This window comes from Neorhizobium alkalisoli, from assembly GCF_007829835.1.
In the GTDB taxonomy this organism is placed as follows: domain Bacteria; phylum Pseudomonadota; class Alphaproteobacteria; order Rhizobiales; family Rhizobiaceae; genus Neorhizobium.
Map to the genome: position 1 here is coordinate 342,405 of NZ_VIWP01000006.1, position 23,667 is coordinate 366,071.

Here is a 23,667-nt window from a genome sequence, read left to right on the forward strand (position 1 = left end):
GCCATCCATTTCATGACCAGCCCATTTCCGCGCGCCGCATCCGGTGTCTCTCCGCTCGTCCCCATTCTCGGCAAGGTCTCCGACCTGATGGGCGCAGGCGATCATGAGGGAGCGATGCGGCAGTTGCTGGCGGTCGCGGACCTTGTGCGCAAGGAGGCCGTGGCCTGCAACACGCTCGCCTTCCTTCTGCTGCAGGTCGATCGGCCGAAGGAGGCGGCCGGCTGGTTCGAGGCATCGCTGCTGCTGAAGCCGGGTGAATTCCGCACGATCATGGGCCTCGGCATGGCGCATGAAAATTCCGGAGCCCATGGCTCGGCATTCAAGGCTTTCGAAAGCGCCATCTCCGTGAAGCCCGGGGATGCCGATGCATGGTATCGTCGCGGACTGGCGCTCTCCGAACTGGGCCGGGAGCAGGAGTCGCTTGAAAGCCTCGACAAGGCACTTTCGCTCGATCCCAATCACGCGCTCGCAGCTGCCAAGCGCAGCCATCTCCTCGAGGCGATGGGCGATCTTGCCGCGGCAATCGAGGCGGCGCTTGCGACCTGTCGCTCCTTGCCCGGGCAGGTGACGGCGTGGTCACGGCTCGGCGATCTGTTGCAGCAGTTCCGCAGCATTCCGCAGGCGATCTCCGCCTATGACATGGGGCTCCGGCTTGAGCCGCAGGATTTCCATTGCCTCTATAACAAGGCGGTGGCGCTGAAGGAGGGCAAGCAGAAGGAACAGGCACTCGCCTGCGCGCAGGACGCTTTGCGGCTGCGGCCGAATGATCGTGACGTGCTGATGCTGTGCGGCAATCTGGAGCTTTCGCTTGGCAACCGGCAGGCCGCGACGTTCTGCTTCACTGCTGTGGCCAATCAGGGCGCCGCCCGATCCTATCCGGCGCGGCAGCAACCGGCAAAATTCAGGGCGGTCATGCTGTTTTCGCCCTTTGGCGGCAATACGCCCTACGAGGACCTGATCAAGGACGGTGCCTTCGATACGGAGGTTTTCATCATCCTGCTCGGGTATCGTTATGACGCCGAGATGATCGACGCCCGGGCCGATGTCGTCGTCAACCTTGTTTCCGAAATGGATCTAGGCGAAGGCGAGGCCATTGTTTCAGAAGTGATGGCGCTGACGGATCGGCTGAAGAAGCCCGTGGTCAACGATCCGCACCGGATTGTCGGCACCGACCGGGAGACGATGGCGCAGCGGCTTGCCGGTATCGAAGGTCTGGTCATGCCGCGGACCCTGCGCACCGACCGTGCAGGCCTGCAGCAGCTTGTCGAGGCGGGCGGTATCGATGCGTTTCCCGTGATCATCCGGCATGCCGGCACCCATGGCGGCGACATGATGGAACTGGTCGATAATTCACGTGCGCTTCTGCAGTTTGCTGACGAGGCCGGGGAGCACATGCTCTATCTCACCCGCTATGTCGATTACAGTTCGGCGGACGGCCACTTCCGCAAATATCGTTTCCTTTTTGTCGGCGACGAGATCCTGCCCTATCATCTGGCGATCGGTGATGGCTGGAAAGTGCATCATGCTTCTACCCGGATGGGTGAAGTGGAATGGATGCGCGAGGAAGAGGCGGCCTTCCTGAACGCGCCGGCTTCGGTCTTCGGTCCGAAGGCGATGGCGGCGCTCAATGCCATCCGCCGCGAAGTCGGGCTCGATTATTTTGGGATCGATTGCGGGCTCGATGCCGAAGGCAGGGTGGTGGTTTTCGAGGTCAATGCCTCGATGCTGATCCACCTGCATAACGAGGGTTTCGAATACAAAACCCCGCATGTGAACCGTATCCAGAAGGCGTTCGAGCGGATGCTGGAAAGCCGTGCCGGCAAGCGGACGTAAAAACGGGACCTCGTCGGGTCCCGTCCTCGATATCTGCAGGGATGTCTGACGGCGCTTCTATCAGCGGGTCGGAACCGGCGTCTCGCCACGATAGTCATAGAAGCCGCGGCCCGACTTGCGGCCGAGCCAGCCGGCTTCGACATATTTCACCAGAAGCGGGCAGGGGCGGTATTTCGAATCCGCAAGACCATCGTGCAGGACCTGCATGATCGACAGACAGGTGTCGAGGCCGATGAAGTCGGCGAGCTGCAGCGGGCCCATCGGATGGTTGGCGCCGAGCTTCATGGCCGTATCGATGGCCTCGACCGAGCCGACGCCTTCATACAGCGTATAGATCGCCTCGTTGATCATCGGCAGAAGAATGCGGTTGACGATGAAGGCCGGGAAATCCTCGGCGACCGTGGCGGTCTTTTCGAGCGCCGTCACATAGTCCTTGGCAGCCTTGAAGGTCGGTTCGTCGGTCGCGATGCCGCGCACCAGTTCGACGAGCTTCATGACAGGCACGGGATTCATGAAGTGGATGCCCATGAATTTTTCCGGGCGGTCCGTCGTCGAGGCAAGGCGGGTGATCGACAGGGAGGATGTATTGGTGGCCAGAAGCGCTTCGGGTTTCAGCACCGGGCAGACCTGCGCATAGATCTTGCGCTTTACGCTTTCGTCTTCGGTCGCAGCCTCGATGACCATGTCCATGGCGGCGAGATCGTTGACATCCGAGGAGCCGGAAATCAGCGAAAGTGCTGCATCACGCTCTTTTTCAGAGAGCTTGCCGTTGCCAACCTGGCGGGCCAGGTTGCCGTTGATGGTGGCGAGAGCACCTTCGATCCGGTCTTTCGAGAGATCGTACATCTGCACCTTGTAGCCGGCGAGCGCCGAAACATGTGCTATGCCGCAGCCCATCTGGCCTGCGCCAATGACGCCGATATTTTTCATGACCGTACTCATCTCCTCGCTCCCTTGGCGGTGCTCTTTGCAATTCCGCCGCGCGCTTTTCACAAAAATGCCGGGCCGTTTGTCGCGGCCCGGCAGATTTTTATTCCGCCAACCTGCCTTTTGCCAGCACTTTTCGCACTTGCGGCAGGTTCAAATTCCTTACAGCGCCTTTTCGAGCTGCGGCAGGATATCGAAGAGATCTCCGACGAGGCCGTAATCGGCAACCTGGAAGATCGGCGCTTCCTCGTCCTTGTTGATGGCGACGATGACCTTACTGTCCTTCATGCCGGCAAGATGCTGGATGGCGCCGGAAATGCCGACCGCGATATAGAGCTGCGGTGCGACGACCTTGCCGGTCTGGCCGACCTGCCAGTCGTTCGGGGCGTAACCGGCATCGACGGCCGCACGCGAGGCGCCGACGGCTGCCCCGAGCTTGTCGGCGACCGGCAGGATGACTTCCTGGAACTTTTCCGACGAACCGAGAGCGCGGCCACCCGAGATGATGATCTTGGCCGAGGTCAGTTCCGGACGTTCCGAGGTGGCGAGCGCGTCGGAGACGAAGCTCGATACGCCCGGATTTGCCGCAGCGGCAGCGCTTTCGACCGAAGCCGAACCGCCTTCACCGGCAGCGGCGAAGGATGCCGTGCGGACGGTGATCACCTTCTTGGCGTCGGTGGCCTGGACGGTCTGGATGGCATTGCCGGCATAGATCGGGCGCTTGAACGTATCGGCGGAAACCACTTCGATGATTTCCGAAACCTGCGCCACGTCGAGCAGAGCGGCCACGCGCGGCATAACGTTCTTCGCCGAAGCCGTGGCGGCTGCGATGATGACGTCATAGGACGGGGCAAGAGAGACGATCAGCGCTGCGAGCGGCTCGGCAAGCGCGTTGGCGAGCGAGGCATCGTCTGCGAGCAGGACCTTGGAAACGCCGGACAGCTTTGCAGCTTCGTCGGCTGCAGCCTTGGCGCCGGCACCGGCGACCAGCACGTGGACGTCGCCACCGATCTGGGTGGCAGCGGTCAGAGCCTTGGCGGTCTGGTCGGAGACGTGCGTGCCGTCATGTTCTGCCAGAAGAAGAATGGTCATGGTCAAAAACTCCTAATCTTCCGGTCTCAGATGATGCCAGCGGTCTTCAGAGCGCCGACCAGTTCGTCAACGCTGCCGACCTTGATGCCTGCCTTGCGGCCACCCGGCTCCTCGGTCTTCAGAACCTTGAGGCGCGGTGCGGTATCGACGCCGAAATCGGCCGGAGCCTTCTTGTCGAGCGGCTTCTTCTTCGCCTTCATGATGTTCGGCAGCGAAGCATAGCGCGGCTCGTTCAAGCGCAGGTCGGTGGTGACGACGGCCGGAAGCTTGACCTCGACAGTCTGCGAGCCGCCATCGACTTCGCGGGTCACCTTGGCGGAACCATCGGCGAGTTCGATCTTGGAAGCGAAGGTTGCCTGGCCGGCGCCCATCAGAGCTGCCAGCATCTGGCCGGTCTGGTTCGAGTCGTCGTCGATTGCCTGCTTGCCGACGATGATCAGGCCCGGCTGTTCGGCGTCAACGACGCCCTTCAGGATCTTTGCGACGGCGAGCGGTTCGACGGCATCTTCCGTCTCGACCAGGATCGCCCGGTCGGCGCCCATGGCAAGCGCGGTGCGCAGCGTTTCCTCGGCCTTGGCCGGGCCGATCGAGACGACCACGACTTCCTCGGCCTTGCCCGCTTCCTTCAGACGAAGAGCCTCTTCGACCGAGATTTCGTCGAACGGGTTCATCGACATCTTGACGTTCGCAAGCTCGACACCGCTGCCATCCGGCTTTACCCGGATCTTGACGTTATAATCGACCACGCGCTTAACAGGCACCAGGATCTTCATGGGGTCCTTCCTTGACTATCTCCGGCCGCAGATTGCGACATCCGCAGCCTATCCATTTGTCAGTGGGCGACATGGATACGCATTTTTGCCCCGAATACAACGTGGATTTGACCTTCCGCATTGCGGATTTCTCATAGTTCTATTCGCGCAGAGGTGCTGCCTGTGGCGTCGCGGTTTTATGCCGCACGGCTTTGGGCGTGACGATTTCCCGATCGAACAGCGGCACGCCTGGGCGGCGCATGACAAGCACCAGCAGCGCACCAGTCAAAATGCCGCCGACATGGGCGCCCCAGGAGACCATGCCGCCGAAATCAAGCCAGAGCATGACGAATTGCTGGATGATCCAGAGCGTCAGCGGAATGAAGGCAGGCAGCGGTAGCGGAATGCGGAAAAGAACCAGCACCCACACCCTGACACGCGGATGCAGAAGGAAATAGGCGGCAACGACGCCTGACACCGCACCGGATGCGCCGAGCAATGGCCCTTCCGCCGAAGGGCCGATCAGGCCATGGACCAAGGCGCCGGCGGCTGCACAAAGCAGATAGAATATCAGGAAGCGCATATGCCCCAGCGCATCCTCGACATTGTCGCCGAATACCCAGAGGAAGATCATGTTCGAGGCGAGATGCCAGAAATCGACATGCAGGAAGGCATAGGTGATGAAGGTCGCATCCGTCGGCACGACGATCAATGACGGATCCAGTACGGCATAATGAAATATCACGGCCGGTATGAAGCCGAGGCCGAGTGAGGCGATTTCTGCCGTTTCCGGTTCTGCGAGTGTCGTGAAAGCCCAGGCGAGCACATTGGCGGCGATCAGGCCGATCGTCACATATTGAGCGCGGATATGCTTGAGCTCGACGGCGTCGTGCAGCGGGATGAACATGGCCTCTCTTCCTCCCGCTCCGGTTCTACCGGTTCTTGCCCGGCACCCACAAGATATCGGCCCTGCCGCCGTCATTGGCATGGCGGGCTGCAACGAACAGGAAATCCGAGAGCCGGTTCACATATTTCAGCGCCGCCGCGCTGACCGTTTCCTGTCGCGACAAGGCCACCATCAGCCGTTCGGCACGGCGCGATACCGTCCTTGCCAGATGCAGATAGGCGGCCGCCGGCGATCCGCCCGGAAGGACGAAAGATTTCAGCGGTTCGAGTTCGGCATTGAGCATGTCGATCTCTGCCTCAAGCCTGTCCGTCTGCGCTTCGACAATGCGCAACGGCTCGTATTCCAGTGGCTTGCCGTCATCGGGGGTAGCCAAGTCTGCGCCGAGATCGAAAAGGTCGTTCTGGATGCGCATCAGCATTGCGTCGAGATCCGCCATCCCTGCCGTATGCAGGCGGACAAGGCCGATCGTCGAATTCGTCTCGTCGATCGTGCCATAGGCTTCGACACGCAGGTCATGCTTGTCCCGTCGGGGGCCCGAGACCAGTGCGGTCGTGCCGTTGTCGCCGGTGCGAGTGTAGATCTTGTTGAGTTTTACCATGTCATCTTCATTTCAGCTGGGGCGACCGCCGCCGGTCAGCCAGAGCGTGATCATGATGAGGGCGATCGCCACGGCCTGCAAGAGGACGCGCATCTGCATCAGCTTGTTGGAGCGATTGGCATCCTGGCCTTTGACCATGTTGAAAAGCCCGCGGATCAGCACAAGCACGACGAGCCCCATGACGATCAGGGCAAGGACGGTGGTAAAGCTCGACATTGGTTATCTCCTCCCATGCAATGCCATGTTTCCTGACCGGTGCACCTCCCCCAGTCAGCCGACTTTCAGTCAGTCGATTTTCCGCATCAGCTTATAAAACAGCTCCGCGGGCAATATCCTTTTCAGGAACGCCCCCTGTTTGGCGGGCTTCGTCACCAGATAATGCGGTTTCGGTTTTGGCGAGGTCAGGGCATGGATGAGAACGGCATGGACGGCTTCCGGGCCGAGCTTGTGGCGGCTGATCGGGCCGCGGCCATCGAGCCGCTTCAGCTGCCGTTTGTATTGCTGGGCATGGACCGAACCTTCGAGATCGACATTCTCGTTGATCTTGGCCAATGCGTTGGCAGTGAATTTCGTTTCAATCGGGCCCGGTTCGATGAGGCTGACCCCTATGCCGCTGCCCAGCAATTCCATGCGCATCGTTACCGTCAGGCCCTCGAGTGCGTATTTCGAGGCGGTATAGGCGCCGCGATACCGATAGGGTAGGAGACCGAGAATGGACGAGCAATTGACGATGCGGCCATGGCCCTGAGCGCGCATGACCGGGATGATCTGCCGCGTCAGTTCATGCCAGCCGAACAGATTGGTTTCGAACTGCACGCGCAACACGTCCGTCGTCAGATCCTCGATCGCGCCCGGCTGGCCATAGGCGCCGTTGTTGAACAGCGCGTCGAGACGCCCACCGGTTCGCTCCAGCACGGTTTTCACCAGTGCGGAGATCGTCTCGGGCTTCGTATAATCCATCAGGATCGCCTCGATCCCGTCGGCCTCCAGAGGGACAAGGTCAGATTGCCTGCGGACGGTCGCGAAGACGCGCCAGCCTTCGGCCTTCAGGGCTCTGGCGCAATAGGCGCCGATCCCGGAGGAACAGCCCGTGACGATAATCGTTTTCCTGTCAGTCATCCGCTCATTCCCTGTACAAGTCGTCACGTTCCTCCCATATTTTGCCGCAGGCCTCAACGGAGTTGCATAGTTGGAAGAAGACCGTCCCGTCCGCTGGCATAGACTGGCCTTCAAGGTTCTGTGGGATGCTTACTGGCATTTTTCCGAGGACGACGGCTGGGCAATGGCGAGCCATGTGGCGCTTTCCGGCCTTCTGGCGCTTTTCCCGTTCCTGATTTTCGGCACGGCGCTCGCCGGCTTTCTCGGGGCGGGCGGATTTTCGGCGACTGCGGTGCATCTTCTTTTCGATACCTGGCCGGCCGATATTTCCGAGCCGATCGCCTCTGAAATCCAACGGGTGCTGGAAATTCCCCGCGGCGGTCTGCTCACCGTTTCGGTTCTCGCTGCCGCCTATTTCGCCTCCAACGGCGTCGAGGCGCTGCGCATTTCGCTCAACCGCGCCTATCGCATGACCGAAACTCGGCCCTGGTATGTGACGCGTCTTGCCAGCCTCGGTTATGTCATCATCGCGGTCATCATCTTTGCCGTGATCAGCATCCTGCTTCTCGCCGTGCCGGTCGCGGCACGATTTGCCGAGACGCGGTTTCCCTGGCTGCTCGGCGATCTCAATGCCGCCGCCAACTGGGGCCTTGTTGGCACCGGCCTGCTTCTTCTGATCGGGCTGCTTGCCTCGCACAAATGGCTGCCGGCCGGGCGACGCCGGCTGATCGATATCCTGCCGGGCGTGTTTTTGACGATCGTCGTCTGGACGCTGTTCGGATTCGGTTTCGCGGCCTATCTCTCGACCTTCGCCAATTACACCGCGACCTATGCCGGTCTTGCGTCGATCATGATCGTGCTGGTGTTTCTGTATATGGTCGGGGTGATCTTCATGCTCGGTGCCGAGTTCAATGCGGCGCTGATGAAATACAAGATCTATTCCGTGTTTTCCCGCCTGCGCCGGCAAAACCGCATGGCCGCCGCCAATCCGCCATCGGCGGAAGTCTCAAAGTCCGACAAGTCGGCGGAGGTCATCCGGCAAAAGCCCCTGGTCGCGCAGGCTCGCGATCCCCGTTGAGCCTTCGCTCTTGGAGAGTTTTTGCCCTGCCTCGTCGCGGATCAGGCGGTGATGGTGGTAGACGGGTTCCGGCAGGCCGAGCAGTTCCTGCAGAAGGCGATGCACGGCGGTTGCCGAATAGAGGTCCAGCCCGCGCACGATATGCGTCACGCCCTGCGCCGCATCATCGATGGTGACGGACAGATGGTAGCTCGATGGTGCATCTGAGCGGGACAGGATGACATCGCCCCAGGCAGCCGGATCGGCGGCGATGGGACCCTTTTTGCCATCGCCGGTCTCCTGCCATGACAGCGGCCTGTCTATGATTTTTAGCGCTTCCGACATGTTCAGCCGATAGGCATGGCGAAGACCGCTATCGATCAAATCGTGGCGCTCGGTTTCGCTTCGGTGCCGATCATCCTTGGGATAGAGTGGCGAGCCATCGGGATCACGCGGCCATGCCCTACCGTCGGCCTCAAAGGTGGCCACTCTCGCCTTCACCTCGCCACGGGTCATGAAGGCAGGATAGACGAGGCCCATTTCGGTGAGGCGGGTGAGTGCTGCCGCATAGGTGTCGAGATGCTCGGACTGTCGCCGGACCGGACTTTCCCACGACAGTCCTAGCCAGCCGAGATCCCGAAAAATCGCCGCCTCGAATTCCGGCGTGCAGCGGTTAGCGTCGATATCCTCGATCCGCAGCAGAAACCGGCCACCCGCCGCCTTCGCCATGTCGTGGTTTAAAAGGGCGGACAGCGCATGGCCGAGATGCAGGAGACCGTTCGGGCTCGGCGCAAAACGAAAGACGGGGCGATCGGATCGGGTGGACATGGCGTCACTTGCTTGTATCCGGATCCTCGGGTCAAGTATCGGCCCGACGATTCACCATGGGCATGCGGCGCGTTCAGCGGCAGATACGGGCAGATGAGCATTATTCGCAACGACGAAGATATCCAGGCGGCGCTTCAGGAGCTGGTACGGCTCGATCCGCGTCTCGCCGCGATCGTCGAGGTTGCCGGGCCGGTGCCGCTGCGTCTGGCCGACCCCGGTTTTGCCGGCCTTGCCTCGATCATCGTCTCGCAGATGGTGTCTCGGGCAAGCGCCGATGCGATCTGGCGGCGGATCGTTGCGAGTGGGCCAGTTACCGCCGAAACCTATGCGGCGCTTGAGCCGGAGGTGATCGCCACGTTCGGCCTGTCGCGTGCCAAGGCGAAGACGCTCGGCCATCTTGCTGCCACGATTTCCGATGGGCAGTTCGATCTTGAAGGCCTTGGCGAACGGGATGCTGTCGAGGCCGTGCGGCTGCTGACCGGGCTTCCCGGTATCGGGCCGTGGACGGCGGAAGTCTATCTGATGTTCTGCGGTGGCCATGCGGATATGTTTCCGGTCGGCGATGTGGCGCTGCAGGCGGCCGTTGCCGATGCATTTGCCCTGCCGTCGCGCCCGCAAGGCAAGATTCTGGCGGAAATGGCCGCCCTCTGGAGCCCCTGGCGGTCGGTCGCGGCCCGGCTTTTCTGGGCCTATTATGCCGTGCGTATGCGCCGCAATGTCACGCCATTGGTGTGACTCCACATCTCATTATCCCACTGCATTTATTGGGCTTCACAATCCTGTAACAACGGACCTAATATAGAGGAGATAGATGCCGAATCGGGTAGGAGCGTCACTTGACGATTGCAGTCTCCCCGCAGGCCTTGCCGGCGCTCGTCCTGAACGCTGACTACCGGCCGCTGAGTTACTATCCCTTGTCGTTATGGTCCTGGCAGGACGCGATCAAGGCGGTCTTTCTTGACCGTGTGAACATCATCGCCGAATACGAACATTCGGTCTGCTCTCCCAGCTTCACGATGAAACTGCCGAGCGTCGTCAGCCTCAAGACCTATGTCCAGCCGACCCGCAACCCGGCCTTTACCCGCTTCAACGTGTTCCTGCGCGACAAGTTCGAGTGCCAGTATTGCGGCGATCACGATGATCTGACCTTCGATCACGTCATCCCGCGCGCCCATGGCGGCGAGACGACCTGGGAAAACGTCGTGGCCGCCTGCTCACCCTGCAATCTGCGCAAGGGCAGCAAGCTGCCGCATCAGGCCGGCATGCATCCGCATCAGAAGCCTTATCAGCCGACCGTGCAGGATCTGCACAACAATGGCCGGCTGTTTCCGCCCAACTATCTGCATGAAAGCTGGATGGACTATCTCTACTGGGATACGGAACTGCAGCCCTGATCGGCTTGCTTCAGGTTTCAAAGGCCGCGTTAAGCGGCCTTTTTTGCACCCACGAAAGCGATGGCCGCAAGCACGACGCTGGCAACGACATTCCAGCCGGCGAGCGACAGGCCGAGAATGCGGAGAGCCGCCTGGTCACATTGCGGGCCATGGACGGCGTTGAGTGAAGAGAGAAGATCGCCGGCATTAGTCGCGCCGGAGCCGCCCGCGCTGGTGCAGCTGGAAGGACCGGCCCAGAAACCCCATTCGACGCCGGAGTGATAAATGCCGATGCCGGCACCGATCAGCATCATGATGCCGAGGATAACAAGGATCATGCGTGTCACCCACGGCGGAAGGCTCATGACGGCAGCGCCGATGCCGAGAATGCCGATCGGCACGCCGTAATAATAGGGATCGCGCTCGATCAGGCAGAGATGACAGGGCATGTAGCCGCCGAGATATTCGAAGGCCAGCGCGCTGCCGACCGTTGCCGCCATGCCCAATGTCACGACAGCCGAATAGACGAGGCCGTTCTTGGTGCGGGGAATGCTGTCCGTCAGCGCCATGCGCTTCTCCTTGTGAGCATGTCTTTCGAAGGCGAGAGCCGGTTTCCAAAAACATGCATCAAAACTTCACTATCTGGCGACGGTCGTAGAACAACAGCCGCGGTGGTGTAAATGATCGAGAGCAGGCTGTGGCAAGCGGTAGCGGCAATTTTTCGTGAAGCCGTGCCGTCCTATTGCCGCCGTTGCCATTTTTCATGGTGTCGACTACGACCTGACTGGAAAAGCCCGCCGGTGCCGCATGCGTCCTGGGAGGCGCCCAGATCCGGGCCTTAAAAGATCGAGGAAGCTGATCCGTGGACTATCCCTTTGCGCCAGACGTTTCGCTCGAAAAGCCGGCCTCCTTCGATCGCCTGCGGACGCGCTACGAGACCTACAGGATCACCGCCCGCGAGCGGCGCAATCGGCAGGATGTCGCGCTGAATGCCCTGAAGCGCGGTGCGCCGCTTTCGGCCGGCGATATGCCTCTCGTCTTCATCACCCATAACGACATTCTGCTTCTTCCCTATTTCCTCGGCCATTACCGGGCACTGGGCGTCACCCGCTTCATCTGCGTCGACGACATTTCCTCCGATGGCAGTCGCGAATACCTGCTCAATCAGCACGATGTCGATGTCTGGGCGTCGCCTCTGCGATATGGCGAGGCGCGCCGCGGGCGCAACTGGCGCGAGGCGCTTTTTCGCGAATACGGGCTGGGACGCTGGTATCTCAATGTCGATTCCGACGAATTCCTTGTCTACGACCGCTGTTTCGAAAAGCCGCTGCCGGCTCTGATCTCAGCTCTCGAAAAGCATGGAATGAAGCGGCTCGCCGCGCCCATGCTCGACATGTATGGCGGCCCCGGCAACAGCCATCAGGGGCCGGACGACATGCCCTGGCATTATTCCCCCTATTTCGATGCCAGCGGTTACACGCTCGATATCGACAAGCGCGGCATCAGCATCAAGGGCGGTCCACGCCAGCGCCGGTTCGGCGAAGACAATGAGCTGATGAAATATCCGCTGATCTTCTGGGACAAGACCTGCCATTTCGGCAGCAGCCCGCACCGGCCGCTGCCCTATGGCCGCAACTTCGTCGATGTGCTTGGCGTGCTCCTGCATTTCAAGTTCTTCACCAATTACCGGGAGAAGATCGCCGAGGCCGCGGAAGGCAAGCAGCATTACAATGGGTCGGAGCATTATCAGGCGATGATGCGTGAGATCGAAAATGCCGGCGGGCTCGATTTCAACGGAGACATGTCGGCCCGATATTCCGGACCGCAACAGCTCATCGAACTCGGCTTTATTGGCGCCGTGGATTATTAGAGCCTCTACGTTCGTCGCAAGAAGAAGACCGAAATTGGTAAGTCGCGGGCGATATTTCCGCCGCTGAGGCCGATTGCCATTTAGGCAGTAGTAATACTTATCCGTGTATGGTCACAAAACCGCGGCAAATGACACACTATCATTTTGGGTCATTTTTGGGAGGAGGGCGGCGTGTTATGCTGTTCCCAGCCGTTCGTGGGTCGATTTTTCCTGTGCGCTTCTAGTCAGGGTCTTCCATGAAGAACGTTTCTATCACCGGCAAATTTCTCATTCTGCTTGCCTCATTCGGTCTGTTCGCCCTGGCACTGGCCTTTTATGCCGGCAGCCAGATCAACAGTGTCGACAGGGGCTACAAGGCGCTGCTGACGGCGGAGGGCGATGCCTCGACCTCGCTGTCGCGCGCCAACCAGACCTTCCAGTCGATCCGCGGCGCCATTGCCGACGTGATCCTGACCTCGAACAAGGAACAGGAAAAGAAGGCGCTCGACGAGATCGCCTCCGGCCGTCAGCTGTTTTCCACCTATATCGACAAGGCCGTCTCCGATCTTCCGGCCGATGCCTCGATCGTTGACCTGAAGGCGAAGTCGCTGGCCGTTCTCGACCAGTCCTGCGCCAATGCGATCGCACTTGGTTCGAAAGCGCTTACCTATATCGACATGAAGAATGCGATGGAGGTGTTCTTCACCACCTGCCAGCCACTGTTCCGCAGCATGGGCCAGTCGCTGTCCGACAAGGTGACCGAGCTTTCCGATCGCACGACGGCGCGTAGTGCCGATCTCTCTGCGACGTCTGAGACCGTCTACTGGGCCACGATCGGTGGCGTTCTGGTCGGCCTTCTCGTCATTACCGCTGTCAGCTATGTGGCGATCCGCGCCTGGCTGGTTCACCCGGTTCGTTCGCTCGGCGCTGCGATGGCGCGTCTTGCGGAAGGCGACCTCGACACCGATGTGGCCGGCACGGACCGCCGTGACGAAGTGGGCGGCATGGCGCGGGCCGTTGAAGTGTTCAAGGAAAACGGTCTCAAGGCCCGTGAAATGGAGCGCCAGGCCGAAGAGCAGCGCGACCAGACGGAAGAACAACGCCGCCGCAATGCGGACGAGGCGCGTCTTCGCGCGGAAGCGATGGCTCAGGCGACATCCGGCCTCGGCGAAGGCCTGCGTCATCTGTCGTCCGGCGACCTGACCTTCCAGCTGACAAAGCCGTTTGCCTCGGATTTCGAAAGCCTGCGTGCGGATTTCAACAGCACGGTCGAGCAGCTGCGTGGAACGCTGGCAGCCGTCGCAACGGCAACCTCGTCGATCGACAGTGGCTCGCGCGAAGTCAGCCAGTCTGCCGACGATCTGTCGAAGCGCACTGAACAACAGGCAGCCTCACTCGAGGAGACGGCTGCTGCTCTCGACGAGATCACCGCAAACGTATCGAATTCGTCGAAGCGCGCCGAAGAGGCCCGCACCGTCGCGATCCAGGCGAATGGCAGTGCCCGCCAGTCGGGTGTCGTCGTTGCCAGTGCCGTGGATGCAATGGGCAAGATCGAACAGTCGTCGCAGCAGATTTCGAGCATTATCGGTGTCATCGATGACATCGCCTTCCAGACCAATCTGCTTGCCCTGAACGCCGGCGTCGAAGCGGCGCGTGCGGGTGAAGCGGGCAAGGGTTTTGCCGTTGTCGCTCAGGAAGTGCGTGAACTTGCCCAACGTTCTGCCAAGGCTGCGAAGGAGATCAAGGATCTGATCCGCAATTCGTCGGTCGAGGTTGAGAACGGCGTCAAGCTTGTCAGCGATACGGGCGAAGCGCTGAAGGCGATCGAGAGCTATATCGTCACGATCAACCAGCACATGGATGCAATCGCCACGTCCTCGCGCGAACAGTCGGTCGGCCTTTCCGAGGTCAATACGGCGGTCAATCAGATGGACCAGGTAACGCAGCAGAATGCGGCGATGGTGGAAGAAGCCAATGCCGCTGGTGCGACGCTTGCCAATGAGGCGGGCCGTCTTCGTGAGCTGATCGGCGGCTTCCAGCTGGGCAGCGGTTCAGGCCAGGCCGGTTATGGCGCGGCTCCTGTCGCGTCGGCCAATCACCGTGCGCCTGCGACCGTCAGTTCGCATTCGGCGCCCGTGTCTTCGCCGGCCCGCAATATGGTCAACAGGATCGCCGACGCTTTCCGCGGCAAGGGTGCAACTGCAACCGCATCGTCGGCTGCTGCAGACAACTGGGAAGAGTTCTGAGGCTGATCTCTTCCCCTGATCGATCCAAAAAGGCGGAGATTTTTCTCCGCCTTTTTTTGTTCTGGAGGGAAATTCAGGTTTTTTGCCTTTGCCCGCCATCTATCTGGAAAGTCAGGCAGTTACCGTCGCAAATGCAACGAAAAGTGACGCATGTGTGCAATCCATGCGCGCGCATACTTACTGTATGCAATTAAAAAGCTCATATGAATCAATGAAGTAGCACTAAAAATTTATCCAAAATTTAGAAGTATTCAAAATAGTTGTCCCTTGTCTGAGACATATCATCGCGGGGGCGAAGTTGACTGAACTGAATATCAAGCGGCCTTTATGGGTCAAAATCACCGGCTACGGCTTTGCCGCGGTCCTTTTTGCAAGTGTCGCGATCGGCGGCATGGCATGGCGGGCGCAGGAAGCATCCAGCGACGAAGCCCTGCAGAAGCAGGCGACCAGCGATCTGGCCATCATCCAGACCGACATGACGGCAATCCAGCGTTCGGCTGCGGCAATGGCGTCGGTCATGGCTGCCGACCCGGAAATGGCGCTGGCGATCGAAGCCAATGATCGCGCCAAGGCGATCAGCCTTTATGCCGGTGTTCTGCCGCAGATCGCCAAGGAAGGCGGACTTCTCTATTTCACCGTCGTCGATGCCGAAGGCAATGCGCTGGCGCGTATCCACAAGCCGGAAAGCTTTGGCGGCAGCATGCTCGGCCGCCGCAAGACCGTCGGCATTGCCGTCAAGGAAGGCAAGGTTGCCTCCGGTATCGAGCCCGGCCCGGACGGCAATATCAGCATGTATGCGACGGCACCGGTCATCAAGAATGGCAAGGTGGTCGGCGCGATCGACGTCGGCGTGCCGATGTCCACCGCCTATTTCGGCCCGCTCGCCAAGAAGCTCGGCGATGAAATCGCCGTCGATGTCGTCGTCGATGGCAAGCTTTCGACGCGCAGCTCGACGGTTGGCGACAAGTCGCTGCTGACGCCCGAGGAAATGCAGGCCGGCTTCGAAGGCAAGCCGATCCTCAAGCAGGTCCAGATGGGTGATCGCGACATGATGGTCACCGTCCGCCCGCTGCATAACTTCGCCGGCGAGAAGATCGGCGTATTCGAGATTGCAGCCGATGCAACCGATATCGTTGCCGCCAAGACCTCTGCCATGTGGACCACGATCATCGGTACGCTGATCGTCTCGGCACTGACGCTGGTCGGCTTCCTGTTCTTTGCCCGTGCGCTTGCCGGCGCTATTTCCCGCCTGACCCGCACCATGTCGAAGCTTGCCTCGGGTGATCTGTCGGCAGAGGTAGAGGGCGATAATCGTCCGGACGAAATCGGCGCGATGGCCAAGGCTGTCGAAGTGTTCAAGCAAAACGGCCTGAAGGCACGCGAGCTGGAGCGTCAGGCCGACGAGCAGCGCAATCTTTCCGAAGAGCAGCGCCGCCGCAATGCCGAACAGGATCGCATTCGCGCGGAATCCATGGCCGAAGCCACTTCGGGTCTGGCAGAGGGCCTGTCGCATCTGTCGTCCGGCGATCTGACATTCCAGCTGGCAAAGCCCTTTGCGGAAGAATTCGAAGGCCTGCGTGCCGATTTCAACAACACGGTCGAACAGCTGCGCGGTACGCTGGCTTCTGTCGCCAATGCAACGTCGTCGATCGACAGCGGTTCGCGTGAAGTCAGCCAGTCGGCCGACGATCTTTCCAAGCGCACCGAACAGCAGGCTGCTTCGCTCGAAGAGACCGCAGCGGCCCTCGACGAGATCACGACGAATGTCGCAAACTCCTCGAAGCGCGCCGATGAGGCCCGCGCGGTCGCCATTCAGGCCAATGACAGCGCCCGCCAGTCGGGTGCGGTGGTTGCCAATGCCGTCGATGCCATGGGCCGTATCGAGCAGTCTTCCGACCAGATCGGCAACATTATCGGTGTCATCGATGATATCGCCTTCCAGACCAACCTGCTTGCCCTGAACGCCGGTGTCGAAGCCGCGCGTGCAGGCGAAGCCGGCAAGGGCTTTGCGGTCGTTGCACAGGAAGTGCGCGAACTTGCACAGCGTTCGGCTCAGGCTGCCAAGGAGATCAAGGATCTGATCGGCAAGTCGTCGGTCGAGGTCGAGACCGGCGTCCGGCTGGTGAGCGATACGGGCAAGGCGCTGAAGACGATCGAAGAGTATATCGTCACGATCAACCAGCACATGGATGCGATCGCGACCTCCTCGCGCGAGCAGTCGGTCGGCCTCAATGAGGTCAATACGGCCGTCAACCAGATGGACCAGGTCACGCAGCAGAACGCTGCCATGGTGGAAGAAGCCAATGCGGCCGGTGCAACGCTTGCCACCGAGGCGGGCCGCCTGCGCGAACTGATCGGCGGCTTCCAGCTGGGTGGTTCGGTTCAGGCGGGTTATGCCCCGGCTCCGGCCGCACGCCGCACGCCGGTCAATGCCGCTCCGCATACCAAACCGGTCTCTTCACCGGCCCGCAGCATGGTCGGCAAGATTGCCAAGGCATTTACCGGCAGAAGCGGTGGAGCCGCGGCCGCTGCTGCTCCTGTTGCCGAGAGCTGGGAAGAGTTCTGAGGCTGAGCCGCGAACGGATCACGGATCGAATGAAACGAAAAGGCGGGGTTTTACCCCGCCTTTTTTCATGGCCATCAATCAGAGCAGGCATTCAGCCCATGAACTGGTTGAAGAAACGAATACTTTCATGCACGGCGCCTGGAACGACGCCGTTATGGGTTCCCGGCAGCATCTTTGCCTCGATCGAGGTTCCCGCTGCCCGCACCCGGTCGATCAGCAGCTGGTGATCCTGGTCGAAGGGCCGTTCTTCCGTGCCGCGCAGAAGCAGTGTCGGGCATTTCAGGCTTGAGCCGAAACAGACCGACGAGCGCATAAGAAACTCCTTCGGATCGCTGGCATCGAAGCGGATATCCTGCTCCCAGCGGCCGAAGAAACGCCAGGAATTGACACCTGCGGAGATCGGGGCCGCGGCCTTGAACTTCCGGCACATGCCGGCCAGAAGGGCGAGCGTGCCGCCATTGCTGTGGCCGGCGAGGAAGAAGCGGTTCTTGTCGATGCCCGGCAGGTTTTCCAGATGATTTGCCGCCGCCAGGACATCCGACGTCTCGTCATAAAAGCCCGAGAAATTGCCGGCCTGGCCATTCTCACCGCGGAACGACGGCAGCATGACCACGAAGCCTGCCTCCCAATAGGGTTTCATCAGCTCCCAATGGCCATCGCCCGTGGCATTGCCGCCATGCAGGAAGATAACTGCCGGCTTCAGCTTCGACGAAGGCTCGTAATGCGAGATCCAGGCAATCAGCTCGATCGACCCATCCGGCCCGCCGGGATAGGTGATCTTCTTTGCGCCGGGCGGTGTTCCAAGCGGAGGCGATGCCTCGGGCGCGGGGCCTTTCGACAGAAGACGCGTGGTGAAATGACGCCTCGCCTCGCCGTAATCTTCCTTCTCGAAGGGCAGAACTTCAGGAATGGGAAAGGAAGCGGCACTCGCGGCCTGAGGCAGAAGTGCGCCGGCAGCAAGACCACCCATCATAAGGCGGCGGGTCAGAAGCATTTGTCACCATCGAATATCACGATGGCTTCAAGCTAGCATTCAAAGGCGCTGCGGCAAGCCCATGCCTTGTGCTTCCTGTGGCCAGAATTGGCAAAACGCTAGAAAGCACGCGGAATTGATCACGCGCCGCGTGTCTCCGGATTGTGGCTGCATTGCCCGGTTGCGCGCTTTTTAGGGGAGTGTGGCAGGGTCGCATAAATGTAAGTGAAATTCGACATTTACCCTTTCGTGATCCCGAAAAATTTATCCAAAATTGATCTTTTGCCAAGATCCTTCGGGCGAAACCACTTTGCCTGTCCGGGGGGATTTTCGAAATGACCGAGCTTCATATCAAGCGTCCATTATGGATTACCATGACCGCCTACGGCTTTGCCGCCGTTCTGTTTGCCAGCGCCGCGATCGGCGGCCTTGCCTGGTATCGACAATCGGTCATGAACGACAAGGCGCTGAAAAGCAAAGTCTCGAGCGATCTGGCCGTCATCCAGACGGATATGGCCGCAATCCAGAAATCGGCGGCGGCGCTTGCGTCATCCGTCGCTAACGATCCGAGCACGATCCAGCTGATCGGCAATAACGATCGCGACGGGATCATCGCGAGATACGGGCCCGGCATGGCGGCCGTCTCGAAAGAGGGCTCGCTGCAGACCTTCACCTTCCTCGATGCGACCGGAACTGTCATCGCCCGGCCGCATGCGCCGGACAAGTTCGGCGACAAGATCATCGGCCGCCGCCAGACGGTGGCAACGGCGATCAACACCGGCAAGCTGGCCGCCGGCATCGAACAGGGCCGCACGGCGATCAACACGAGCGCAACCGTTCCCGTCCTCAAGGACGGCAAGGTGATCGGCGCGGTCGATGTCGGCACGGAACTCAGCAACGCGTTCTTCAATCCGATCGCGGACCGGCTCGGTGCCGAGATCGTCGTCGACGTGCTGGTGGAAGGCAAGCTGCAACGACAGTCGTCGACCCAGAACGGGCAGAGCATTCTTTCCGATGAAAAGATCAAGGCGGCTCTCGACGGAGAGACGATCCTGGAAAACGCGACGCTCGACGGCCGCGAGATGATCGTCAATGCCGTTCCCTTCAACAATTTCGGCGGGGCCAAGCTCGGCGTCATCGAAATCGCCACGGATGCGAGCGATATCCTGGCGCAGGCGCGCCAGTCGACCTGGATGTCCGCCGGTGTTTCGATCGTGGTATCGCTTCTGGCGCTTGTCGGCTTCCTCTTCTTCGCCCGCTCTCTTGCCGGCGCGATTGCAGGCCTGACCCGCACGATGTCGCGTCTCGCTGCCGGCGATCTTGCTGTCGATGTCGGTGGCAAGAACCGGTCTGATGAAATCGGCGCCATGGCTGGGGCCGTGCAGGTATTCAAGGACAACGCGCTGAAGGCGCAGGGCCTCGAGCGGCTTGCCGACGAGCAGCGTCATCTTGGCGAGGAGGAACGTCGCCGTAATGCCGAGCATGAACATCAGCGCGCCGAAGCGATGGCGCAGGCGACATCCGGCCTCGGCGAAGGCCTGCGTCACCTGTCGTCCGGCGACCTGACCTTCCAGCTGACAAAGCCGTTCGCCTCGGATTTCGAAAGCCTGCGTGCGGATTTCAACAGCACGGTCGAACAGCTGCGTGGCACGCTGGCAGCCGTCGCAACAGCAACCTCCTCGATCGACAGCGGCTCGCGTGAAGTCAGCCAGTCTGCCGACGATCTCTCGAAGCGCACCGAACAGCAGGCAGCCTCGCTCGAGGAGACGGCAGCCGCTCTCGACGAGATCACCGCAAACGTCTCGAATTCGTCGAAGCGCGCCGAAGAGGCCCGTACCGTCGCGATCCAGGCGAATGGCAGTGCCCGCCAGTCGGGCGTGGTCGTTGCCAGCGCCGTCGATGCTATGGGCAAGATCGAACAGTCGTCGCAGCAGATTTCCAGCATTATCGGTGTGATTGACGACATCGCCTTCCAGACCAATCTTTTGGCTCTGAACGCGGGTGTCGAAGCAGCGCGTGCGGGTGAAGCAGGCAAGGGCTTTGCCGTTGTCGCACAGGAAGTGCGCGAACTCGCCCAACGCTCAGCAAAGGCTGCGAAGGAGATCAAGGATCTGATCCGCAATTCGTCGGTCGAGGTCGAGAACGGCGTCAAGCTCGTCAGCGATACCGGTGAAGCGCTGAAGGCGATCGAGAGCTATATCGTCACCATCAACCAGCACATGGATGCGATCGCCACGTCCTCGCGCGAGCAGTCTGTCGGCCTTTCCGAGGTCAACACGGCGGTCAACCAGATGGACCAGGTGACGCAGCAGAATGCGGCGATGGTGGAAGAGGCCAATGCCGCCGGTGCGACGCTTGCCAATGAGGCGGGCCGTCTTCGTGAGCTGATCGGCGGTTTCCAGCTGGGCAGCGGTTCGGACCAGGTAAGCTATGCTTCCGCTCCGGCGACCCGCCGGGCACTGGTCAGTGCCGCGCCGCATGCGGCTCCCGTATCGTCGCCGGCTCGCAGCATGGTCGGCAAGATTGCCAATGCTTTCCGCGGCAAGGGTGGCGCTGCCGCCGCGCCTTCGGCTGCTGCAGACAGCTGGGAAGAGTTCTGAGGCTGAATGCCTGGCGGGCTTCGCGCGAAGCGAGCAGCCATAAGGATCGGAAAGGCGGGGGAAACCCCGCCTTTTGCATGCCTGCACTTTCGCCAGGAAAAAATTAGTTTGCGCTCACTTTTGGTTCGTTGACAAGCAAATTGAGCGGTCGGATAGTCTTTGCAGCGTTCATGCTCAAGGGAGGTTTCAATGACAAACCGTCTAGTATTTCTTGCGTCTTTTGCTCTTCTTTCTTCGGTCGCATTCATCTCTCCGGCTTCGGCACTGACGATGAAGGAATGCAGTACCAAGTATCAGGCGGCCAAGGCCGATGGTTCTGCAAAGGACATGAAGTGGAACGACTTCCGGGCCAAGAATTGCGGCTCTGAGGCTGCCGCGGAAGATGCTGCCGACGACAAGGACGTCGCCGCCACCACCGAGAAGGAGCCTGAAAAGGCGTCTATCGCCGCGCCGAAGGGCGTCAGCTTCCCGAAGGCGATCGACAAGAAATACGCCGCCGAGACGCCGGCAAAGGGCCGCCTCAAGACCTGCGTCGATTCCTATCACCAGAACAAGGATGCCGGCACGCTGAAGGATCTGAAGTGGATCCAGAAGGGCGGCGGCTACTGGAGCCTGTGCAACACCGCGCTGAAGAGCTGATCGCTTCAGGCTCGCATTGGGGCTGATCGCCTCCATGCTGCAAACTCGGGATCCCGCCAGAGATGGCGGGATTTACCCTGAATCGATACGGAAGTTGGCAATTCCGCCGTCGTATATCATAATCCTCTAATTGAATGGAGGATGCCGATGACGGAGGACAATGACCCGCCCTACCACTTTATCGGAATTTGCCTGATCGCAGCGTTCATCGGACTTGCCATGGCTGTCCATGGCGCCGGCATGAGCAGCGTGCAGCAGACACGCGCCAAGCCGATTGCGGTTGCCGAGGATAGCAGCTCGACCTGGAGGCCGCCGATACAATAGAGGCCTGCGCAAGCTTGCCGCCCGTACAGGGATAACCAGCCTCAACGGGCTGAAATCATCGTGCAATTCGAGATGTGGAAGTGAAACGGTGGTGCCCCGTGCCGGAATCGAACCAGCACTCCTCTCGGAACCTGATTTTGAGTCAGGCGCGTCTACCAATTCCGCCAACGGGGCACGGAAATCATGGTGCATGGCCTCTAACATGCGCCTGTGTAACGACGCAAGAGGAACTATCCCTCAATGATCGATGACAGGGCAGGTGGCACCGGAAGTGTGCTGCCTGTTGCTTCGCCGGGTTGTTTCCGTGGCCGGCAGGATGCATTGTGCGCCGCGACAAAAGACATGCCGGATCATGAAACTTCCATTCGCCCCCTCCTATGACGCGCTCTGCCGCGATTTTTCCTGGGACATCCCGGCCCGTTTCAACATCGGGACGCTCATCAGCGATGACTGGGCGGAAATCGAGCCGCAGCGCATCTGTCTCCAGCATTTCGATCCGGGCGGAGACCACCTTGCGCTGACCTATGGCGAGCTTTCCGCGCGCTCGAATGCGCTCGCACATGCGTTGAGCGGGCTCGGCATTGCTGCCGGCGATCGGGTGGCACTGCTTCTGCCGCAGGGGTTCGAGACTGTCATCTGGCACGCGGCGATCTACAAGATGGGAGCGATTGCGCTGCCGTTGGCGCTGCTGTTCGGGGCGGAGGCGCTGGAATACCGGCTGAAGATGTCGGACGCCACAGCCATCGTCACCAACGGTTTCGGGCTTGAGCGGCTTGCCGACATACGCGACCGCCTGCCGGAATTGCGGCATGTGATTGTTGCCGATGAGAGGATGGTCGGCCCCGGCATTTTATCGATGGAGGCCCTGATTGCCGAAAATCCTGCGCATTTCGAGGCCGTCGCCACGGGGCCGGACGATCCGGCGCTGATGATCTTCACTTCGGGTACAACCGGGCCGCCCAAGGCCGCCTTGCACGGGCACCGGGTGCTTGCAGGCCATTTGCCAGGATTTCAGATCGGCCATGATTTTGCGCCGCAGGACGACGACCGGATCTGGACGCCGGCCGACTGGGCCTGGGCGGGTGGTCTTCTCAATGTCGTCCTGCCGTCGCTGATGCTCGGCATTCCGGTCGTTTCCTCGCCGGCCCAAAAGTTCGATCCGGACATGGCGGTCAGGATCATGGCGGAGATGGGTGTGCGCAACGCCTTCATTCCGCCGACGGCCTTGCGGCTGATGCGTTCGGCGAAGGGAATTGATACGCGATTGCGGGCGCTTGGACTGCGGACGATCACGTCGGCCGGCGAGGCACTTGGGCGGGAAACCTATGACTGGGCGGCCAAGGCTTTTGGCGTGACGGTCAACGAGCTTTACGGCCAGACGGAATGCAATTTCGTCCTTGCCTCTTCGGCCAGTCTCGGCATTTCCCGCAGCGGTGCGACCGGACTGCCGGTGCCGGGCCATCGTGTCGGGATCGTCGATGATACGGGCCGCGAACTGTCGGCAGGTCAGATCGGGCAGATCGCCATCCACCGGCCCGATCCGGTGATGTTCCTCGGTTATTTTCGAGACGAGGCTGCGACCGAGGCGAAGTTTGCCGGCGACTGGCTGCTGACCGGTGATCTTGGGCGTTGTGACGGACAGGGATATTTCGAGTTTCTCGGTCGCGACGACGATATCATCACGTCATCGGGCTACCGGATCGGTCCGAGCGAGGTCGAGGACTGCCTCAACGGTCATCCCGCTGTCAGGATGGCGGGCGTGGTCGGCAAGCCGGATCCGGTCCGCACCGAAATCGTCAAGGCCTATGTCGTACTCGCCGACGGTTATGCGGCTGGCGAGGCGCTGGCGATGGAGATCCGCGAATGGGTCAAGTCGCGGCTGTCCATGCACGAATATCCGCGCGAAGTGGCTTTCGTCGAAGAGATTCCGATGACCACCAGCGGCAAGCTTATTCGCCGTGTCCTGCGGGACAAAGCGATCGCCGAGGCTGCAGTGGAAGGCTGA

At 60.6% G+C, this 23,667-nt stretch carries 21 protein-coding genes and 1 tRNA gene; 11 read left to right on the forward strand and 11 right to left on the reverse strand.

Annotation, left to right across the window (positions count from 1 at the left end; genetic code table 11):
- Positions 1-12 precede the first annotated feature (12 nt).
- Positions 13-1,833 carry a tetratricopeptide repeat protein gene (locus FHW37_RS23265; RefSeq protein ID WP_186458365.1) on the forward strand — a complete coding sequence of 607 codons (1,821 nt, stop codon included), beginning with the start codon at positions 13-15 and terminating at the stop codon, positions 1,831-1,833.
- A gap of 60 nt (positions 1,834-1,893) precedes the next feature.
- On the opposite strand, the gene FHW37_RS23270 is transcribed toward FHW37_RS23265, so the two are convergent.
- From FHW37_RS23270 to FHW37_RS23300, 7 genes are all read right to left on the reverse strand, one after another.
- Positions 1,894-2,775 (reverse strand): 3-hydroxybutyryl-CoA dehydrogenase, encoded by an 882-nt coding sequence (locus FHW37_RS23270; protein ID WP_145640697.1) that lies wholly within the window; start codon positions 2,773-2,775, stop codon positions 1,894-1,896.
- Between the two features lie 147 nt (positions 2,776-2,922).
- Positions 2,923-3,852 carry an electron transfer flavoprotein subunit alpha/FixB family protein gene (locus tag FHW37_RS23275; RefSeq protein ID WP_145640699.1) on the reverse strand — a complete coding sequence of 310 codons (930 nt, stop codon included), beginning with the start codon at positions 3,850-3,852 and terminating at the stop codon, positions 2,923-2,925.
- A 26-nt stretch (positions 3,853-3,878) separates the two neighbouring features.
- Entirely contained in the window at positions 3,879-4,625 is a 747-nt protein-coding gene (locus FHW37_RS23280; protein WP_145640701.1) for an electron transfer flavoprotein subunit beta/FixA family protein, read from the reverse strand.
- A 139-nt stretch (positions 4,626-4,764) separates the two neighbouring features.
- Positions 4,765-5,511, reverse strand: a complete 747-nt coding sequence (locus FHW37_RS23285) for a rhomboid family intramembrane serine protease (protein ID WP_145640702.1) — start codon at positions 5,509-5,511, stop codon at positions 4,765-4,767.
- Positions 5,512-5,536: 25 nt separating this feature from the next.
- Positions 5,537-6,109, reverse strand: coding sequence for a cob(I)yrinic acid a,c-diamide adenosyltransferase (locus tag FHW37_RS23290; RefSeq protein ID WP_145640704.1), 573 nt, complete (start codon positions 6,107-6,109; stop codon positions 5,537-5,539).
- A 12-nt stretch (positions 6,110-6,121) separates the two neighbouring features.
- A complete protein-coding gene (locus FHW37_RS23295; protein ID WP_145640705.1) occupies positions 6,122-6,325 on the reverse strand; it encodes a twin transmembrane helix small protein in 204 nt (67 codons plus the stop codon).
- A gap of 69 nt (positions 6,326-6,394) precedes the next feature.
- Positions 6,395-7,228 carry an SDR family oxidoreductase gene (locus FHW37_RS23300; RefSeq protein WP_145640707.1) on the reverse strand — a complete coding sequence of 278 codons (834 nt, stop codon included), beginning with the start codon at positions 7,226-7,228 and terminating at the stop codon, positions 6,395-6,397.
- A 70-nt stretch (positions 7,229-7,298) separates the two neighbouring features.
- Here FHW37_RS23300 and FHW37_RS23305 point away from each other — a divergent pair, with 70 nt between their 5' ends.
- Positions 7,299-8,285: a YihY/virulence factor BrkB family protein gene (locus tag FHW37_RS23305; RefSeq protein WP_145640709.1), complete on the forward strand. Its 987-nt coding sequence runs from the start codon at positions 7,299-7,301 to the stop codon at positions 8,283-8,285.
- On the opposite strand, the gene gluQRS is transcribed toward FHW37_RS23305, so the two are convergent.
- Positions 8,214-9,092, reverse strand: coding sequence for a tRNA glutamyl-Q(34) synthetase GluQRS (gene gluQRS / locus FHW37_RS23310; protein ID WP_145640710.1), 879 nt, complete (start codon positions 9,090-9,092; stop codon positions 8,214-8,216). The genes FHW37_RS23305 and gluQRS overlap by 72 nt on opposite strands.
- Before the next feature lie 93 nt (positions 9,093-9,185).
- Between gluQRS and FHW37_RS23315 the strand changes: the two genes are divergently transcribed.
- Together FHW37_RS23315 and FHW37_RS23320 are read left to right on the forward strand one after the other, a co-directional pair.
- Positions 9,186-9,827, forward strand: a complete 642-nt coding sequence (locus FHW37_RS23315; RefSeq protein WP_145640712.1) for a DNA-3-methyladenine glycosylase family protein — start codon at positions 9,186-9,188, stop codon at positions 9,825-9,827.
- A gap of 101 nt (positions 9,828-9,928) precedes the next feature.
- The gene (locus FHW37_RS23320) at positions 9,929-10,486 is read left to right on the forward strand and encodes an HNH endonuclease (RefSeq protein ID WP_145640714.1); all 558 of its coding nucleotides are present in this window, start codon (positions 9,929-9,931) and stop codon (positions 10,484-10,486) included.
- 29 nt (positions 10,487-10,515) lie between these two features.
- Here the strand turns inward: FHW37_RS23320 and FHW37_RS23325 are convergent, their stop codons facing one another.
- Entirely contained in the window at positions 10,516-11,034 is a 519-nt protein-coding gene (locus FHW37_RS23325; protein WP_186458366.1) for a disulfide bond formation protein B, read from the reverse strand.
- A 350-nt stretch (positions 11,035-11,384) separates the two neighbouring features.
- Here FHW37_RS23325 and FHW37_RS23330 point away from each other — a divergent pair, with 350 nt between their 5' ends.
- From FHW37_RS23330 to FHW37_RS23340, 3 genes are all read left to right on the forward strand, one after another.
- Entirely contained in the window at positions 11,385-12,335 is a 951-nt protein-coding gene (locus tag FHW37_RS23330) for a glycosyltransferase family 2 protein (RefSeq protein ID WP_145640813.1), read from the forward strand.
- Between the two features lie 236 nt (positions 12,336-12,571).
- Positions 12,572-14,560, forward strand: coding sequence for a methyl-accepting chemotaxis protein (locus tag FHW37_RS23335; RefSeq protein WP_145640716.1), 1,989 nt, complete (start codon positions 12,572-12,574; stop codon positions 14,558-14,560).
- Between the two features lie 298 nt (positions 14,561-14,858).
- Positions 14,859-17,126 (forward strand): methyl-accepting chemotaxis protein, encoded by a 2,268-nt coding sequence (locus FHW37_RS23340; RefSeq protein WP_186458367.1) that lies wholly within the window; start codon positions 14,859-14,861, stop codon positions 17,124-17,126.
- A gap of 91 nt (positions 17,127-17,217) precedes the next feature.
- Here FHW37_RS23340 and FHW37_RS23345 read toward each other — a convergent pair whose 3' ends face one another.
- Complete coding sequence (locus FHW37_RS23345) at positions 17,218-18,120, reverse strand: alpha/beta hydrolase family protein (RefSeq protein ID WP_145640717.1); 903 nt, start codon at positions 18,118-18,120, stop codon at positions 17,218-17,220.
- Positions 18,121-18,434: 314 nt separating this feature from the next.
- Between FHW37_RS23345 and FHW37_RS23350 the strand changes: the two genes are divergently transcribed.
- The 3 genes from FHW37_RS23350 (at position 18,435) to FHW37_RS33690 (ending at position 21,662) form a co-directional block, all read left to right on the forward strand.
- A complete protein-coding gene (locus FHW37_RS23350) occupies positions 18,435-20,699 on the forward strand; it encodes a methyl-accepting chemotaxis protein (protein WP_145640719.1) in 2,265 nt (754 codons plus the stop codon).
- 189 nt (positions 20,700-20,888) lie between these two features.
- Entirely contained in the window at positions 20,889-21,338 is a 450-nt protein-coding gene (locus FHW37_RS23355; RefSeq protein WP_145640720.1) for a hypothetical protein, read from the forward strand.
- Between the two features lie 147 nt (positions 21,339-21,485).
- Entirely contained in the window at positions 21,486-21,662 is a 177-nt protein-coding gene (locus tag FHW37_RS33690; RefSeq protein ID WP_186458368.1) for a hypothetical protein, read from the forward strand.
- Positions 21,663-21,751: 89 nt separating this feature from the next.
- Here FHW37_RS33690 and FHW37_RS23360 read toward each other — a convergent pair.
- A tRNA-Leu gene (locus tag FHW37_RS23360) sits at positions 21,752-21,836 on the reverse strand.
- Positions 21,837-22,014: 178 nt separating this feature from the next.
- On the opposite strand from FHW37_RS23360, the gene FHW37_RS23365 reads away from it, so the two are divergent.
- Positions 22,015-23,667, forward strand: a complete 1,653-nt coding sequence (locus tag FHW37_RS23365) for an AMP-binding protein (protein ID WP_145640722.1) — start codon at positions 22,015-22,017, stop codon at positions 23,665-23,667.

Excerpts from the sequence above, each read along its gene's own strand:
- FHW37_RS23265 (WP_186458365.1), top strand. The coding sequence starts at position 13 with ATGACCAGCCCATTTCCGCGCGCCGCATCCGGTGTCTCTCCGCTCGTC.
- FHW37_RS23270 (WP_145640697.1), bottom strand. The coding sequence starts at position 2,775 with ATGAGTACGGTCATGAAAAATATCGGCGTCATTGGCGCAGGCCAGATG.
- FHW37_RS23275 (WP_145640699.1), bottom strand. The coding sequence starts at position 3,852 with ATGACCATTCTTCTTCTGGCAGAACATGACGGCACGCACGTCTCCGAC.
- FHW37_RS23280 (WP_145640701.1), bottom strand. The coding sequence starts at position 4,625 with ATGAAGATCCTGGTGCCTGTTAAGCGCGTGGTCGATTATAACGTCAAG.
- FHW37_RS23285 (WP_145640702.1), bottom strand. The coding sequence starts at position 5,511 with ATGTTCATCCCGCTGCACGACGCCGTCGAGCTCAAGCATATCCGCGCT.
- FHW37_RS23290 (WP_145640704.1), bottom strand. The coding sequence starts at position 6,109 with ATGGTAAAACTCAACAAGATCTACACTCGCACCGGCGACAACGGCACG.
- FHW37_RS23295 (WP_145640705.1), bottom strand. The coding sequence starts at position 6,325 with ATGTCGAGCTTTACCACCGTCCTTGCCCTGATCGTCATGGGGCTCGTC.
- FHW37_RS23300 (WP_145640707.1), bottom strand. The coding sequence starts at position 7,228 with ATGACTGACAGGAAAACGATTATCGTCACGGGCTGTTCCTCCGGGATC.
- gluQRS (WP_145640710.1), bottom strand. The coding sequence starts at position 9,092 with ATGTCCACCCGATCCGATCGCCCCGTCTTTCGTTTTGCGCCGAGCCCG.
- FHW37_RS23315 (WP_145640712.1), top strand. The coding sequence starts at position 9,186 with ATGAGCATTATTCGCAACGACGAAGATATCCAGGCGGCGCTTCAGGAG.
- FHW37_RS23325 (WP_186458366.1), bottom strand. The coding sequence starts at position 11,034 with ATGGCGCTGACGGACAGCATTCCCCGCACCAAGAACGGCCTCGTCTAT.
- FHW37_RS23335 (WP_145640716.1), top strand. The coding sequence starts at position 12,572 with ATGAAGAACGTTTCTATCACCGGCAAATTTCTCATTCTGCTTGCCTCA.
- FHW37_RS23345 (WP_145640717.1), bottom strand. The coding sequence starts at position 18,120 with ATGCTTCTGACCCGCCGCCTTATGATGGGTGGTCTTGCTGCCGGCGCA.
- FHW37_RS23350 (WP_145640719.1), top strand. The coding sequence starts at position 18,435 with ATGACCGAGCTTCATATCAAGCGTCCATTATGGATTACCATGACCGCC.
- FHW37_RS23355 (WP_145640720.1), top strand. The coding sequence starts at position 20,889 with ATGACAAACCGTCTAGTATTTCTTGCGTCTTTTGCTCTTCTTTCTTCG.
- FHW37_RS33690 (WP_186458368.1), top strand. The coding sequence starts at position 21,486 with ATGACGGAGGACAATGACCCGCCCTACCACTTTATCGGAATTTGCCTG.
- FHW37_RS23365 (WP_145640722.1), top strand. The coding sequence starts at position 22,015 with ATGAAACTTCCATTCGCCCCCTCCTATGACGCGCTCTGCCGCGATTTT.